Here is a 14,527-nt window from a genome sequence, read left to right on the forward strand (position 1 = left end):
GGATATTAAATAACATCATCTCTAAGGTATGCATAAGCTGTATTACGAGCAATGATGCCTATCATCTGATATGTTGATCATGGTGAGTGAATTGACTATGAAATCATGGTGTGCGGGCCAGCAGAACGTTGAGGCTTTTCCATTCATCTACATGATCGGTCACTATTTTCAGTATAGCTACAAAAGGAATGAACAGCACCATGCCGGAAACACCCCATAAAATTCCTCCTGCCAGTATGGCTACCAGTGTGGACCAGGTGCTTACGTTCAGTTGCGCGCCTACTACTTTCGGGAATATTAAATTGGCCTCCAGGTATTGAACAAAGGAAAAAACGGCTATCACTCCAAGGGGATACCATATAGATTCTTTGGTGGTCCAGGCAACGGAAATAGGCAGCAGAGCGCTGACGATGATCCCGATATATGGGATAATGGTCATAATGGCCGTCAGCATTCCAAAAAGCAGGGCATGGCGTACGCCCAGGGCCAATAGACCGGCACTGTTAAGCGCTCCGACTATGATATATACCAGTATCATCCCTTTGATATAGTTGAAGTATGTATCTATAACCTGCTGCAATATTACATCCAACCGGATCTTGTATGCAGGCCCGACAACGAGTCGCAGGTATTGCACAAATACATGGCGGTGGTAAAGGAATAGCGCGGCAAAAACAGGGATCATGAACAGCATGAAACAGATATTAATCGTCGTGCTGATAGTTCCACGTAACATACCGCTGACAAGATTGCCAGCATTCATAACCATATTTTGCAACCATCCGGTCTGAACAGCAAGCCCAATGCCCAGCTGATCCGATATCCATGCCTGCAAGCCGAAAATGAGTATCTCCAGTTTGCCGGCAATCTGGGGCCAGTCATGCCAGAACACCATCACTTGCCATATCAGTAGTCCCAGCAGCATGGCAAACAGCAGCCCAACAATGGTTAGCGACAGGGTAGTGGACAAGGCCCTTGAACATCCCTTCCGTTCCAGCTTTTTACATACCGGGTACATGACCATAGCCACGAGTAAACCGAAGAACAGGGGGATGAATAAAGTTTTGCCGAAATAGAGAATGGCTGCCCCAAAGAAGATTATCTGTACATACCTTGCCAAAGGAGCAGTAGTTTTATTGGGTGATGTCATATCAGGGGGATTTTATGCACTACAATGTTATGCTTTATAGATGTATGTTGACATGAGTGACGTAGATATGATGGTTGATTGCTATCACCTGCTCTGGTAATGCCCGTCATTGTTTCAGGCTCTTCCATTGATGCATTTGGGCTGTGCTGTCACGGCTGGATTAGATTAAAAAAGGAAAGGCCGGAGATTTCTCCCGCCTTTCCTCTAGTGTGCCCGGAACGGGGTCATTCTATTATTTAACGGCTTTCAATCGAAACCCAATTTCAACTTCTTTACTGATCATCCAATTTTCCGGACTCCCTTCAGTTTTGTAGTTAATACCCCAGGCTGTCCTATCAATCACAAATTTTGCATTTGCGGTAACGTCGTTCTGGCTAACCGTGATCTGCGCCGGGAAAGTAATGTTGAGGGTACTGTCTTTCAATGTCAGATTGCCGCTTATAAGATGGGTCGCACCTGGCAGGAGGCTTTTTCCCTTTGTACTGTCGTAGGGTGCTACGCCGGTGATAACGAATTTAGCGGTGGGGTGTTTGGCTACATCAAAGAAATCAGGGCTTTTCAGATGGCTGTCAAGCTCTGTTGATTTTTTATCTTTCTCAGTAACGGAGGCCGGATCTGTGATAAGTGTATTCATATTCATTTCAAAACTTCCGCCGGTAAGTGCGCCATTTTCAATATTAAGACTTCCATCAGCTACTTTAATGTCTCCGAATCGTGGTGCAAATCCACCTTTGTGAGTAGCACGCCACTGAACAGATGTGGCTGTTGTGTCAATAATGTAGGCGCTACCAGTGGTTGCTGCGGCTTCTTTTTTTTCTTCAGTTTTTGCATGGTCCTGTGAAGGACCACCACATGCTGCCAATGTCAGGAGTAGAATAAAGGATGGTAATGGTTGTCTCATTTTATTGTTTTTTGATATTTTATTTAATAAAATAATTAATAACGCTTACCCGAATCTAATTATTTATTTAGAAAAGAGTGCGCAAACATTGAATAAATTGGCAGCCTGCCTGTAACCTTTTTTTTCCTGCAACGTTTAATAGCTGACAACTCCCAAGGCCTATAATGACTCGTAGCTGTAGCCGGGACAATAATTATGTATTAAAAAATCCAAAGAATGAAGCTGTCAAAATCTCTACTTAGCGTCATCCTGATCGGCATTGCCATCCAAACAACCGTCGTTTCCTGTGGGAAAGATGATCAACCGAAGCCGAAAGAGAAGCCCAAACAAGCCCAACCCCTGGGAAACTGCCCTGCCTGTGGTATGGGTTGATAACTGAAATCTTCCATTTACGCTGTAATTTCAAAAAGGTGCCCAAAGTATTATCAGCCGTTGCCTGTAATCTGGATGTAAACATTCTCGCAGCATGTTTGCCTTTGATGGAGGAGTCCAGGGTAGAAGCTATAGAATGGTCTTTCGATGCATTGTACAAGGTGAAAGAAATGCCTTCCTGGTTCCGGGAGCTGTTGACAGCCTTTAGCAATGAGAAACGGCTGATCGGCCATGGTGTCTTCTTTTCCCTTTTTTCGGGTAAGTGGTTGCCGGAGCAGGAAAGCTGGCTCAGGCACCTGGAACGGACTGCTGCTGAGTTCCGGTTTGATCACATTACGGAACACTTCGGGTTCATGACAGGTAAGGATTTTCATCATGGTGCCCCACTGAATATTCCTTATACTACCACTACCCTCAACATTGGCAGGGACAGGCTGAAACGGATCTACGAGGCCTGCAGACGACCGGTAGGGTTAGAGAACCTGGCTTTTTCATATTCACTGGATGAGGTGAAGCGGCATGGCACCTTTTTGGAACAGCTGCTTGAGCCGGTAAACGGATTTATTATTCTTGATCTCCACAACCTTTACTGCCAGCTCCGGAATTTTGATATTTCATTTGATGAGATGATTGCCCTCTATCCATTGGATAGAGTCCGGGAGATCCATATCTCCGGTGGCAGTTGGGAGGATTCTGCTGTAGCCCCCAATCGCAGCATAAGGAGGGATACGCATGATGATGCAGTACCCCCTGAGGTTTTTCAGTTGCTCGAAATGACCATAGCAAAATGCCCGCATCTTAAATACGTGGTGCTGGAGCAACTGGGTAACGGACTGGTAACAGAAACGAGCAAACGTTGCTTTTACAACGATTTCCTGCAGATGGAGGATATTGTTCGTAAGAACAGTAATGAAAGCAATACCCCCGATCCCTTCCTTCCGTTATTCCCGTTATCAACAGGTCCTGTTGTTGAAGATATGACGCTGTACCAACAGCAGCTTGAACTTTCCTCTATCCTTGAATCATCTGCTTCCTATGCGGAGGCTATGCATGTGCTCACGCAGTCTTCCCTGGCCAATTCGGACTGGAGAATCGAGCAATGGGAGCCGTATATGATTGAAACCGCTGTTAAGATTGCACAGAAGTGGAAGAAGTAGTTATTTCAGCTACAATGTTTTTAATGAATGAGGCATACGCTCACACTCTTCTCAGTTTGTAAGGATATACTTTGCCTGATGCCCACTGCGCCACATACAGATTATGGTCGCGGTCTACACACACATCGTGCGGATGCACAAATATTTTATCGGTCTGCGACATGGGCTGTAGTTGTCCGTTCACGTATGTTGGTTTACTGCCCCCGATATTGCTTACCACTTTGTTATGCTTGTCTAATATGGTCACAAATCCGCTGGCTTCTTTATTCATGTCCGGAGACCGGAGTACTGCTGCGTAGAGGTAATCGCCCTGTACCACGGGGCGGCACACGCATGCGCCGGGCAGGTGGATGATCTCAAGCAATTTTCCTTCCTGGGTAAAGCGTTTAAAACAATTACGCGTCCGGTCGGTGACCAGGAGGGAGCCGTCCTTACAGCGCGGATCAAGCAGGATACCATGTGCATTGTCAAGGTGTTCGTCGCCGTTGCCACGGCCACCAAAGTAGTTCAGCAACTGGCCCTTGCTATTGTATTGTAGAATGTATTGCTCACCATAGCCGTCTGCAATGAAAATATCTCCATTCGGAGCAATGGTGGTTTCAGTGGGCACAAATTTTTCAGGTTGGGCATACAGACCTCCATCGGACGGTGCATCGATGGTCAGCAGTATTTCTCCCGTTAATGTGGTTTTATATACCTGGTGTTTCACCGTGTCTGTTATATACAGGAATTCAGTACCGTTTTCATCATGCAGGGTCAGGCCGTGCGCACCTGGGAATGTGTGCCCCCAGGCATCGAGCAGTTGTCCTTTCGTATCATAAATCAGGACATTGTTTTTCGTTTCATTCGTGAGCAGGAAAATGCGCCCTTTTTTATCTTGTACCATTTCATGGCAGTCGTTCACGGGATATCGCTGTGGGCTACATTTACTCCAGCTGGTGTCCAACGTGTAACGTACGTCATTGTGGCCGTAAACGGGACCTTCATTTCTGGCAAACAGATTATTCGTCAGCCATAAACCACCAAGCGACAGGGAAGTGTTACGGATAAATTGCCTGCGGGAGGCAGCTGTTTTAGCGTTGTTCTGTTTCATATAATGTGGTTGCCGGAGCAGCGGACTGCTCCTGTTTTAACGATTCCAGGTAGGCGCGTTTTACGACAACGGCCGTTTTGTGTGCGCCGGTATGGCTCCAGCCGGGAGGCATAAAAATGTAACGGATCTTATTCAGGATGCCGGGGGCCTTCCATACATCCAGCGCCAGGTAATAAAACTCGCCAAAGTAGATGTCAAAAAAATTACGGGTGTTCACATCGCGCGATACGCCGTATTCAATGGAAACATTGGCGTCCTCGTATTGAAAAGTTCCAAACACTTTATCCCAGATATTCAGCAGGTTACAGAAATTGGTATCCATATACAATGGGTTCTTCGCATGATGCACACGATGATGTGAGGGTGTTAAGATCCATTTGTTTAAGAAACCCAGACGTCCGTCCCTGATGATGTTTTCCCCCACATGAATAAAGCCACCCCAGGAGCCATCGATGAACATAATAAAAAACAACAGCGGTGGATTTACACCGGCCAGTATACATACCGTAGTGCGGATCACATCGGCATAAGCGCCTTCCAGGAAGAAGTGGGCATAGCTAACAGAAAGATTCATGCTTTGGGGTATATGATGCGTGGCATGCAGACACCAGAACAAACGCACTGTATGTCCCCAGTAATGATAAAGAAAATGACCCAGCTCCCAGATAATATAGCCATAGATCAGCCAGTACCAGGTGAATGAGGTTTTGAATAGCGCATACTTTTCAAATACGCCGATACAAAACGCTACTGCTGCAATAGAAAGGAAACGACCGATAGTCCGGTTTATTACAAAGATAATAAAGGGCATACGGTAGTCTTCTATCTTAAACCGTCTGTACGTAACGGCACGTATAATTTCGATCACCAGCAGGAGAGGAAGTACCGGGGAAACTGCCCCCAGTAAACCGTTTAAAGTAAGCAGCACTTTGTAGTTACCTGTCTGGTACATATCTATCAGCGCGCGCAGTCCCATGAACCCTATCAGTTCGTTATACAGCGTGTGAAGCAATCCCATACGCAAATATTTAGTGTTATTAAGCTACTAAATAATTAGGACTAGCTTCGTTTTGCTGCCGGTGTTTAGCGGATCTTTACAAAAGAATGAGAAAAAATGAACATAGTCTGCATACATAGTTGCCCATATGTTTGTACAGTATGTATGGTTGGAAAAATCAGGGAGCACTGTCATCGGGCCAAAAAAAGATGTCAGACAGCCAGAGCTGTCTGACATTAAAAGTAAGCTAAGAATCAGAGTGCGCCGATGAACTCTAAGCAATACCCGGGAAGGCAAGCGGTGCTTATATGAAAATATGTTCCCGAGATGGACGTTTGAGTTTTCATCCCCACAGCCAGGTAGTTGTTAGTAGAGCTAAGACTATAAGAATAAGTGCCTAACGAAACTCCACTTAGCGTTGAGAACGTGATGGTAGATGGAGTAGTTCCGCTACCACTTATTGAGTAGGCAATAGTACCTGCTGGCTGGCCCGCTCCAGGTGTGCCGTCTGTAGTGCCGGTGATTGGAAAGGAGAATGCGCGCAAACCCTTTTTTATAACAGGGACGTCAGCGTGCACAGGGGCAAAGCTGGATAAAGACACAAGGAGGCATAACATTAATGCGACGGGAAACAAATTTTTCATAGAGAATTGGTTTTTATACGAGGGTTAAAAAATATCCTGACGAATATAAGTATTTCTCGTAATACTACGATTGCTAAACATTTGCTTATATTAATACGACACTCACAATTATTAATTTGCTATCGATCCTCGTCGTGTTATGGATGACATTTGTAATTGAGAGAACTTTTAAATTTTCTGCAAACACCAGGTGGTCATGCACCGTAAATTTTGCACATTGGTGGTTTTTATAGGTTCATGGAGCCGGGCGTTGAGGCTTTTGGTATATTGAAGCAGTAATTGCTGGTCAACCAAAAAACGTTCGCTGCCATCGGGCAAAAGATAGCGACCATTGCCCAGGTTCTGCACCAGCGTTTCAATCCCGATATCCGACGCAAGTCTTGCAAATAAATAGCCGCCGGGTTTCAGCACCCGCCACATTGAGTGGATCATATTATCGAAATGATCAGGACTGTTGGCGAAGTGCAATACCGCGCTGCTGATCACCAGGTCAAAATAATTATCATCAAAAGGCAGGTTTTCAACCGAAGCAACTACAAAATTCTCTGTAGCGTTTGCATGGGCCAGCGTTTGTGATAATTGTTTAACGGCTGATACCGCATTGGGATTAGGATCAATGCCATACACCTCATAGCCGTTTCTTAAGAAGTAAATCAGGTTACGACCACCTCCGCAGCCTGCGTCGAGCACCTTTTTACAATTATCATAAGTGCCTTTAAGCAGTTGGTCGAAGAGGTAAATATCTATATTCCCGTAAAGTTGCTGAAGTTCTGATTGCATGGATCAAAGTTAAAGGATAAGCGGCCCGACAATAATTTTATTGATAAAAATAATATTGCTAATTTATCAGGTGGAAAAGATTGAACTTAATAATTTAAGCTTTCGAATTGGCCGTGGAAAAGTTGAATTCCGGAAATACCCGAATTAGCAATTGCGTCCAGATCTTCTGTAATACCCTGAACAGGATCCTTTATGATTGTTCATGGCTTGAATAAAATCCTTGAAATCATCATTAAAAATTGTGCCTGTCAGTTATTAAGTTTCTTGCCGGAATGATTGCCTTTCAACTTATTGGGATATAAGCGGTGATGGCGGACATACGGTACAACTGGTACCACCCGCGCCCCCGGTAGTGCTTACGCCGGCGCCACCTTCTGATCCCATTAACACCACGCCGTCTTCTCCCCCGGTTGATCAGAACCAGGCCTATTTTGATTTCTTCTCAGTAAGTGGCCATGGCTTCTATCTGTATCCGCGTTCGCTGGATGAGGCGAAACAACTTTTTGACCGTTATTGCCAGATAGTTTGTGCGGCTATAGCTGAAAATATCACTTTCCCTAATCCGAATTATATTGATAAGGCAAATGCTTCGGTAATATATGCGATCAATCATCCGGAGGTATTTCAATCTCAGGAAGATCATGACATGTTCCTGCATTTTATAGGGCTTGTATTTGCACAGCCCACTTTCGTGATATCATGGTCACATGGCGCCCCTGATACGGGAGGAATTATTACCCTGCCATCATCAGGATGTGTGAACCTGAGGGTCAGGATACCACCATTGGGAGGAAGATAAGATAAGAAAAGCCGAAACACATTGTTTCGGCTTTTTAATCGATCCACCTTATGGCCGAGCCTTTTGGATTGACCTATTTCACTAACAAACCAGATACCTCGTTATCCCAAGCACAATTAGCCAGGTGTAGGGAGAATTTTAAAATATTTATGGGCTATGTCAAACAGGCATTTGACAAAGGAATAACACTACGGATTGGCACTGACTGGCCTGATGGCGGCAGAGCAATGATCTCCGAGCAGCTATTATTAGCTGAATATGGATTTTCAGTCCTTTCAATTCTACAGATCTCAACTATAAACGGTGCGATTGCTTTAGGCATTGACGATAAATACGGCTCGATTGAAAAAGGAAAGAAAGCCGATCTCCTTATTTGGAATAATAGCCCTTTTGACAATTTTAAAAACTTTCTTGCCGACAAAACAATTATTAAAGATGGTTTTGTTCTAAAAAACTGAAGTAATATTTGCAAGTAATAAAATGTCCTGATGGAGAGCTTTTTCAATACCAGGAAAGGGTAATTTGAAAATAATAAATAAAGCATTAGGATATTGTTGTCGCGTATACTATATTTGTGACGACAAAAAATATGCGCGATGAGAAAATTAGAATTTGCATCCCTTCAAGTTAGGGACCTTGAGACCTCGAAAGAATTTTACACCACAAAACTCGGGTTTGAGGAAGCAGGAATACCCAATCCGGAGGCTTGCATTTTTAGATACAACAAGGGTGAGGCAAGTTTTGCCATTAGAACGCCCATCGGTAACCTGGAAGGAAAAGAACTGGGCATCGGTACCTCGCTCTGGTTTGCAATCGATGGGGAAATAGAGGACCTGCAAACTCAGTTATTAGCAAAGAATGTGACACTGTTGGGGCCGATCAGGGAAACACCTTTCGGAAAAATCCTTATTGCCAAAGACCCCGATGGATACAACATCACCTTTCTGAAGTCAAACTAATCATATCGATATGAACAGGGATATAAAATACTGGATCATCGTGGCATCGAAGGACCATGTCAAAACCGGAATTGCAGAGGGGATTGCCCAGACCTGTCATGGAAAGGCATCGCCTTTGAAAAGGATGCGTAAGGATGATTTCATTATCTATTATTCGGGTAAGCAGACACTGGGAAAACCTGAGGTATGCCAGGAATTTACCGCTATAGGAAAGGTTATGGATGACGAAATCTATCAGTTCCGGGTGTCCGGGGACTTTTGCCCATCAAGACGTAATATTGAATTTTTGCCAGGTGGGGATGTTTCCATTTTGCCGTTAATTCCTGAACTGAATTTTATCCGCAATAAGAAAAGCTGGGGCTATCCATTCCGTTTTGGTTTCTTCGAGATCAACCGGCATGACTTTGAACTGATTTCTTCACAGATGCTACAAAAAGAATATGCCCAGAAAAATTGAATTTCATTTTAAAAAGCCCGAAGACAGTCCGGGTTATCTTCTGGGACAGTTGACCATGTTATGGCAGAGGAAACAAAAGCGTGTCTTAGATCCTTTGGACCTGACGCATACCCAGTTCGTACTGCTCTGTGCATTAGCCTGGTTATCCAGGGAAAATGATAAGGTTACGCAGGTGGATATAGCCAATCAGGGCAATGCGGACAGGATGATGGTATCAAAGGTGTTGAGGACGCTGGAAGAGAAGAAATTCATCACCCGCCATGAGCACCCGACAGATACCCGGGCAAAGACTATCAAACTGACCCGGGATGGAGAGAGGGTGCTGCAAAAAGCCATTATCTGTGTAGAAACTGTCGATCTGGATTTTTTTAACAAGTTAGGAACAGATCTAACGACCTTTAATTCAACGATGGCGGCACTGATAGAACAGAACAATAAAGAGATATAAACTAGTATTAGCAGGATGACTACAATCAGTGGTTAGTGAAACGATGTCTGTGAATCTCAGAATAAAAAAGGGATTTAACTATGTTGCATACTCATTTTGCGTCGGAACTTTTCCAGTCTCTGTAAATAAAGCGTAATGCATCGTAATAGGCAACGATAGGTTCGGTCATATGCGATTCTGCCGGGTAGTATTTATACTTATAACATAACCCTTTCAATTCTTTATGGGTTAGTAAGGTGTCAAATTTCAATAAATTGGTATGGAAGGAACCAGTGTCTGTTACTCCTTCATTTGCATCACAGTAAAAAAGTGTTTTATTGAGCACAGATCCTTTTTCTAGTTTTTTATCAGTCGGTTTTAATACATATTCTCCATCCCACCAAAAAGAAGGACTTATTGAAATATAGGCATTGAACATATCGGGATGAGTAAGCATACAGTAAATGGAAGTAATACCGCCAAAAGAGTGCCCCGCAAATATTTTAAAAGGTTTGGTTTTGTAGTTCGTCTCAATGTAAGGCATTAATTCATCTTGTATGAATTGCAGGAACTGATCACTGCCACCACTCGGTTTCATCCGGGATATGTTACTCGTATCAGGTTGTCCGAAATAGTTAATGATGCTTTTTGTGGGTGTGAGATCCCTTGTTCGTTTTGTATTGGGGATACCTACTACTATCATTTGCGGTATGACATTTACATCCCACCGGCTTAGATAGTCGGTATATTGGGAAAGCATATCAAAATGGCTTTCTCCGTCCATTAAATATAATACCGGGAATCGTTTAGATAAATTCATAGAATCCAACTTTGGATAATGGATATAGATCGTACGATCTTCATTCAATATTTTAGAAGGAATTACTACGATTTCACTCGAAGTATGATTGTATAACGCTTTCTTTTGAGCGGTTGACTGTAACGTGACGAGTAAAAAAAGGATTGTGAAAATTTTGAGTGGATTATTGGGGCTGTTCATATTTTTAAGTTTGGGACGGTTGTTTGAAGAATTTAGGTTCGTTTATCAAATCATACTAATCTACTCGATTAATCTGAGAAAGAGAACTGATAATAATAAATAGACGAGCCTAATGCGTTCAGATATTAATAGAGAATATGTTGTTGCCGGGTTAGGTAACTATAGTTGCCCCCAGGCGGCGCTACCTTACTAAGCACTTTTGCTGCAACTTCTGCTATAAGCATAGTCTACTTTTGGGTAAAATATTTAAAATGGCAAAACGCCGGAGGTATTACCTCAGGCGTTTTGCCATTTTTTTGTGCTCAGTGGTGGTAAGCTTTCGAGCCAGTTTAATTTGATTATCAGTAGATTAATTAGTCTTAAGTGTTAGTATCCTGATTTGAAATACTTTTCGCAGTTTTGATTCCCAGTTGATAGGCCCATTTTGCTATAAACCATCCATAGTCCTGAGTTAGTTTATAACGTTGATAAATAAAAAAGCCGATTAATATGGCAATTACCCAACTAAAAACTATGTAAAATTTTATACCTCCTTCTCCTGTTCTTTTCGACGGTCCTAACCAATATTCCAGCATACTTTGAAAGACCAATGTTGGCATAATGCAAATAACGAACAAACAGAGAAGAAATAGCGGAATCCACCACCAATTTCCATTCACTTTTCCAATGATCATTATTCCCTTTATATAAAAAAGCAAACAGGTAACCAGATATCCTAATCCCAAGAGCCAAAGTATATATTCCCAAGTACCAGAATTTCTATACATTCCTATTGCTTTCAGAAATAAATGTGCCACCATAAGGGATCCACTAAAAATGACGCAAGTTGTCAAAATGCCTAGAAGAATAATAGTTATATATCCTGCTAATGAAAAAGTAGCCTTAGTCGCATCTGCGATTTGCTTTTCACTACGTGATGCATTTTTTCCTGCATAATAACCATCATCATATCCACTATTATATTCATGCATGCTAAATAATTATTTTGAGGTATTTGATAATAATAACTATATCGAGCCTTGAAATTCGTAAGACTTTCAAAGGCCTAACAGAGAATTGATTTAATAACTAATATACTAAAATATCGCGGTTTCTGGGGGATGAGATCTAAATTTATCACGGTAATTGAAGATTGCTTTACTATTGCTGATCATATTTACGTAGATTCTTTGGAGTTGAATACAAACTGTGGGAAATATGCAGGCGCACTTGCAAAAAATCCATATCTTGGCTGGGCGTTCAGGACCTTACAGCCTGTTCTGTGATTCTTAATAAAATGCAGTTTGAAGTCATATAACCGTTATTAACCTTACATTATGGAAGCAATGCACCCAAATCTTATTCTGATCCACCGTTTTTTTGAAGCTTATGCCAATAACGATATGGACAAGCTTCGCTCTATCCTCGATGAAAATATCAAATGGCATATTCCCGGCAAACATCCCTTAAGCGGCACCAAAAAAGGCATCGATGAAGTGCTGGCTTATTTCCGTCAATTGGAAAAGTGCGCCTTCATGGCAGAACCCATCGTAATGGGCCTGAATGATACCTATGTGATCGATTGCCATACAAACTGGAGCAACCTGCATGGCGAAGATAACCTGCACAATATGTCGTGCCTGCTGTGGAAGTTCGATGGTGACCGTATCGTGGAGGTACACAATTTTCCGCAGGACCAGCATGTGGTTGATACGTTTTTCTCCAGGAATTATACAACAGTTTAAATATGGTTTAGGTTGTACCCGGTTGTGATGGGTTTTGAACCAGATTATATTGATTTTTAAATGTTTAATGAAATAAGTTTCTTTGTCGGATTAAGTCATGATTATTTCAATTAATGCTTTTGTGCCTTTAAAAGCTTAGTCCAAATCTCATACCCCTTCTTATTAAGATGAAGTCCGTCAGATTTAGCATACCTTATATCTAAATCTCCATTCTTATCTCGTAATTCCTTACTTAGGTCGATATAAGAAAATTTATTTTCTATTGTGCTTAGCTTTAATTGCTTATTGACTAAATCTATTTCAGTGTTTTTGTTGAATGCATCCGGATATTCTTTTTTGACATTATCATTTGTTGGCAAAATGCTGTTAACATAAATGATTGTTCCCGGTGATCCTGCTTTTACACGAGCCACAATGGTCAGGATATTTTTCACTATGACGTCGGCTGGAATGTTCTGAGAAATATCATTTATTCCTATCTCAATAAAAAGTTTAGGAGGTTGATGAATAATTACATCGTCCAAACGATCTAAAACACCAAATGTATTATCAGCCGCAATACCTCTATTTACAACGGTTGAATCATTGAGCAATTTTTTCCAATCCCCAAACTCGGTTAAACTATTTCCCAGGAAAATTACGCTGTGTTTTTTTACGCACTCAAGTTTGAAAAGAGCTACTCTTTTTTCGTAATATTTTTTTTCATACCGGATGGTGTCATAAGCTATATTTTGCCCAGCAGCAGTGGTGGTAATCAGACAAATAAGCGGAATCAGCAATCTTTTCATATCTTTTTAATTTAATGCTTTCAGGATACAAAGCTATTCCAGAAGCATTAAAGAGAATATGCAGAAATACTCAATTTGTCAGATCATTTTTCTAAAACTGCCAGGTGAAACGCTATATTCTTTTTTGAATGAACGGCAAAAGGCACTGGTATCTTCAAATCCACAGGCCAAGGTGATTTCATTTACTGACATAGTGGAATGTTTTAATAACCTCACGGCATAGGCAAGTCTGATCTGTGTAAGATATTGATGGGGAGTGGTTTTGAATACAGCTTTGAATTGCCTGATCAATTGTGGTGCGGATAAGCATGCTGTTTGACTCATTAAGGATAGGTCAGATTTGTACATGAAAGTGGAATGCATGAAATCCTTAGCAATGCACAATCGTTTATAGATCTCTGTTTTGGTATTCGGCTTGATTGCGCTTACCCTGCCAACGCGATGTACTTCCGCTTTGTGTGCACATAACAGATCATGCAGCAGAAAAGTCAGGGATTCATCTACTCTGTCATTGTCATATCCGCAATCATTCAACGATAATACGAGGTTTTGTAACTTTTGCTGTAATCTAATGTCATTATTATAAAGCGTTTGAAAGAACTCGGGGGCCTTTCCTATTGATTCAAAGGGTGAATCCAATAAAGTGTCCTCGTTACATAAAGCATCCCGGAACACAGAGGAGGAAAAATCTTTGCTGAAAAAAACTGATATAATATTGGTTTTTTCGGGACCATCAATCCTGCACGAGTATTCCTGGTCGTCATTTAACATCAGGAACTGTCCGGGCCGTACGGCAATCTCCCGGTTATCTATATTATACCATTCTTCTCCGCTTACTACTGTTTTAATGGACAGACAGCCTACATGACGCTCACAATAACTTAGGTTCGATATCGCATTAAAGATGACGTTGTGCCTCTTGAATTTACTGAAATGAAGTTGCTCATCAAATCCTATCTCCTTATGATTGGGTAAGCTTGTAAAGTACATAAGATTTCAAAAGTTTATATCTGTAAAGTCGCATTATCCCAGGTAGATGATTCTTCAAAGAATTTCAAATTCTCAGCAATACTAAACTGATTTATAAATAAAAATATTAAAAAAGTAGAAATGTATTGGAGAAAGTTAACAGGATTCTAAAAGGAGTAATAATAAAATTCGGGAAATCGAACCTATTCTGACTTGAAAGAGAGTAATCAACCTGATCCCTAAAAAGTGTCATTTTCTGACACTTGGAGAAATACAACCCTGTAAATCATTGATTTACAGGGTTGTACTG

18 protein-coding genes are annotated in these 14,527 nt (G+C 41.8%); 8 read left to right on the top strand and 10 right to left on the bottom strand.

Features of this window, described 5'->3' with window-relative positions; all coding sequences use genetic code 11:
- Positions 1–103: 103 nt before the first annotated feature.
- Both GO495_RS29680 and GO495_RS29685 read right to left on the bottom strand, forming a co-directional pair.
- A complete protein-coding gene (locus GO495_RS29680; RefSeq protein ID WP_157303585.1) occupies positions 104–1,150 on the bottom strand; it encodes an AI-2E family transporter in 1,047 nt (348 codons plus the stop codon).
- Between the two features lie 232 nt (positions 1,151–1,382).
- Complete coding sequence (locus GO495_RS29685; RefSeq protein WP_157303586.1) at positions 1,383–2,051, bottom strand: YceI family protein; 669 nt, start codon at positions 2,049–2,051, stop codon at positions 1,383–1,385.
- Positions 2,052–2,267: 216 nt separating this feature from the next.
- On the opposite strand from GO495_RS29685, the gene GO495_RS32825 reads away from it, so the two are divergent.
- Together GO495_RS32825 and GO495_RS29690 are read left to right on the top strand one after the other, a co-directional pair.
- Positions 2,268–2,423, top strand: a complete 156-nt coding sequence (locus GO495_RS32825) for a chryseobasin-related MNIO class RiPP peptide (RefSeq protein WP_476695830.1) — start codon at positions 2,268–2,270, stop codon at positions 2,421–2,423.
- A 38-nt stretch (positions 2,424–2,461) separates the two neighbouring features.
- Positions 2,462–3,580, top strand: coding sequence for a multinuclear nonheme iron-dependent oxidase (locus GO495_RS29690; protein WP_338075484.1), 1,119 nt, complete (start codon positions 2,462–2,464; stop codon positions 3,578–3,580).
- A 40-nt stretch (positions 3,581–3,620) separates the two neighbouring features.
- On the opposite strand, the gene GO495_RS29695 is transcribed toward GO495_RS29690, so the two are convergent.
- From GO495_RS29695 to GO495_RS29710, 4 genes are all read right to left on the bottom strand, one after another.
- Complete coding sequence (locus GO495_RS29695; protein ID WP_157303587.1) at positions 3,621–4,673, bottom strand: NHL repeat-containing protein; 1,053 nt, start codon at positions 4,671–4,673, stop codon at positions 3,621–3,623.
- Entirely contained in the window at positions 4,654–5,691 is a 1,038-nt protein-coding gene (locus GO495_RS29700) for a sterol desaturase family protein (protein WP_157303588.1), read from the bottom strand. The genes GO495_RS29695 and GO495_RS29700 overlap by 20 nt, the downstream gene beginning before the upstream one ends.
- Before the next feature lie 233 nt (positions 5,692–5,924).
- Positions 5,925–6,215 carry a hypothetical protein gene (locus GO495_RS29705; protein ID WP_157303589.1) on the bottom strand — a complete coding sequence of 97 codons (291 nt, stop codon included), beginning with the start codon at positions 6,213–6,215 and terminating at the stop codon, positions 5,925–5,927.
- Between the two features lie 267 nt (positions 6,216–6,482).
- Entirely contained in the window at positions 6,483–7,094 is a 612-nt protein-coding gene (locus tag GO495_RS29710; RefSeq protein WP_157303590.1) for a class I SAM-dependent methyltransferase, read from the bottom strand.
- A gap of 352 nt (positions 7,095–7,446) precedes the next feature.
- Here GO495_RS29710 and GO495_RS29715 point away from each other — a divergent pair, with 352 nt between their 5' ends.
- The 5 genes from GO495_RS29715 to GO495_RS29735 all read left to right on the top strand — a co-directional run bounded on the left by GO495_RS29715 (position 7,447) and on the right by GO495_RS29735 (position 9,757).
- Positions 7,447–7,893 carry a hypothetical protein gene (locus tag GO495_RS29715; RefSeq protein ID WP_157303591.1) on the top strand — a complete coding sequence of 149 codons (447 nt, stop codon included), beginning with the start codon at positions 7,447–7,449 and terminating at the stop codon, positions 7,891–7,893.
- A 50-nt stretch (positions 7,894–7,943) separates the two neighbouring features.
- Positions 7,944–8,351 carry an amidohydrolase family protein gene (locus GO495_RS29720; protein ID WP_157303592.1) on the top strand — a complete coding sequence of 136 codons (408 nt, stop codon included), beginning with the start codon at positions 7,944–7,946 and terminating at the stop codon, positions 8,349–8,351.
- 138 nt (positions 8,352–8,489) lie between these two features.
- Positions 8,490–8,852 carry a VOC family protein gene (locus GO495_RS29725; RefSeq protein ID WP_157303593.1) on the top strand — a complete coding sequence of 121 codons (363 nt, stop codon included), beginning with the start codon at positions 8,490–8,492 and terminating at the stop codon, positions 8,850–8,852.
- Between the two features lie 10 nt (positions 8,853–8,862).
- On the top strand, positions 8,863–9,309 hold the full coding sequence (locus tag GO495_RS29730) for an EVE domain-containing protein (RefSeq protein WP_157303594.1): 447 nt from the start codon (positions 8,863–8,865) through the stop codon (positions 9,307–9,309).
- The gene (locus tag GO495_RS29735) at positions 9,293–9,757 is read left to right on the top strand and encodes a MarR family winged helix-turn-helix transcriptional regulator (RefSeq protein WP_157303595.1); all 465 of its coding nucleotides are present in this window, start codon (positions 9,293–9,295) and stop codon (positions 9,755–9,757) included. Before GO495_RS29730 ends, GO495_RS29735 begins: the two co-directional genes overlap by 17 nt.
- A gap of 91 nt (positions 9,758–9,848) precedes the next feature.
- Here the strand turns inward: GO495_RS29735 and GO495_RS29740 are convergent, their stop codons facing one another.
- Positions 9,849–10,736, bottom strand: a complete 888-nt coding sequence (locus tag GO495_RS29740) for an alpha/beta hydrolase (RefSeq protein ID WP_157303596.1) — start codon at positions 10,734–10,736, stop codon at positions 9,849–9,851.
- A 359-nt stretch (positions 10,737–11,095) separates the two neighbouring features.
- The gene (locus GO495_RS29745) at positions 11,096–11,707 is read right to left on the bottom strand and encodes a hypothetical protein (protein WP_157303597.1); all 612 of its coding nucleotides are present in this window, start codon (positions 11,705–11,707) and stop codon (positions 11,096–11,098) included.
- 345 nt (positions 11,708–12,052) lie between these two features.
- Here GO495_RS29745 and GO495_RS29750 point away from each other — a divergent pair, with 345 nt between their 5' ends.
- Positions 12,053–12,460, top strand: a complete 408-nt coding sequence (locus GO495_RS29750; RefSeq protein WP_157303598.1) for a nuclear transport factor 2 family protein — start codon at positions 12,053–12,055, stop codon at positions 12,458–12,460.
- Positions 12,461–12,570: 110 nt separating this feature from the next.
- Here the strand turns inward: GO495_RS29750 and GO495_RS29755 are convergent, their stop codons facing one another.
- Together GO495_RS29755 and GO495_RS29760 are read right to left on the bottom strand one after the other, a co-directional pair.
- A complete protein-coding gene (locus GO495_RS29755; protein WP_157303599.1) occupies positions 12,571–13,248 on the bottom strand; it encodes a GDSL-type esterase/lipase family protein in 678 nt (225 codons plus the stop codon).
- A gap of 78 nt (positions 13,249–13,326) precedes the next feature.
- Complete coding sequence (locus GO495_RS29760) at positions 13,327–14,238, bottom strand: helix-turn-helix domain-containing protein (protein WP_157303600.1); 912 nt, start codon at positions 14,236–14,238, stop codon at positions 13,327–13,329.
- Positions 14,239–14,527: the final 289 nt, after the last annotated feature.

Origin of the sequence: Chitinophaga oryziterrae, from assembly GCF_009758125.1 — a bacterium.
GTDB classification, from domain to species: domain Bacteria; phylum Bacteroidota; class Bacteroidia; order Chitinophagales; family Chitinophagaceae; genus Chitinophaga; species Chitinophaga oryziterrae.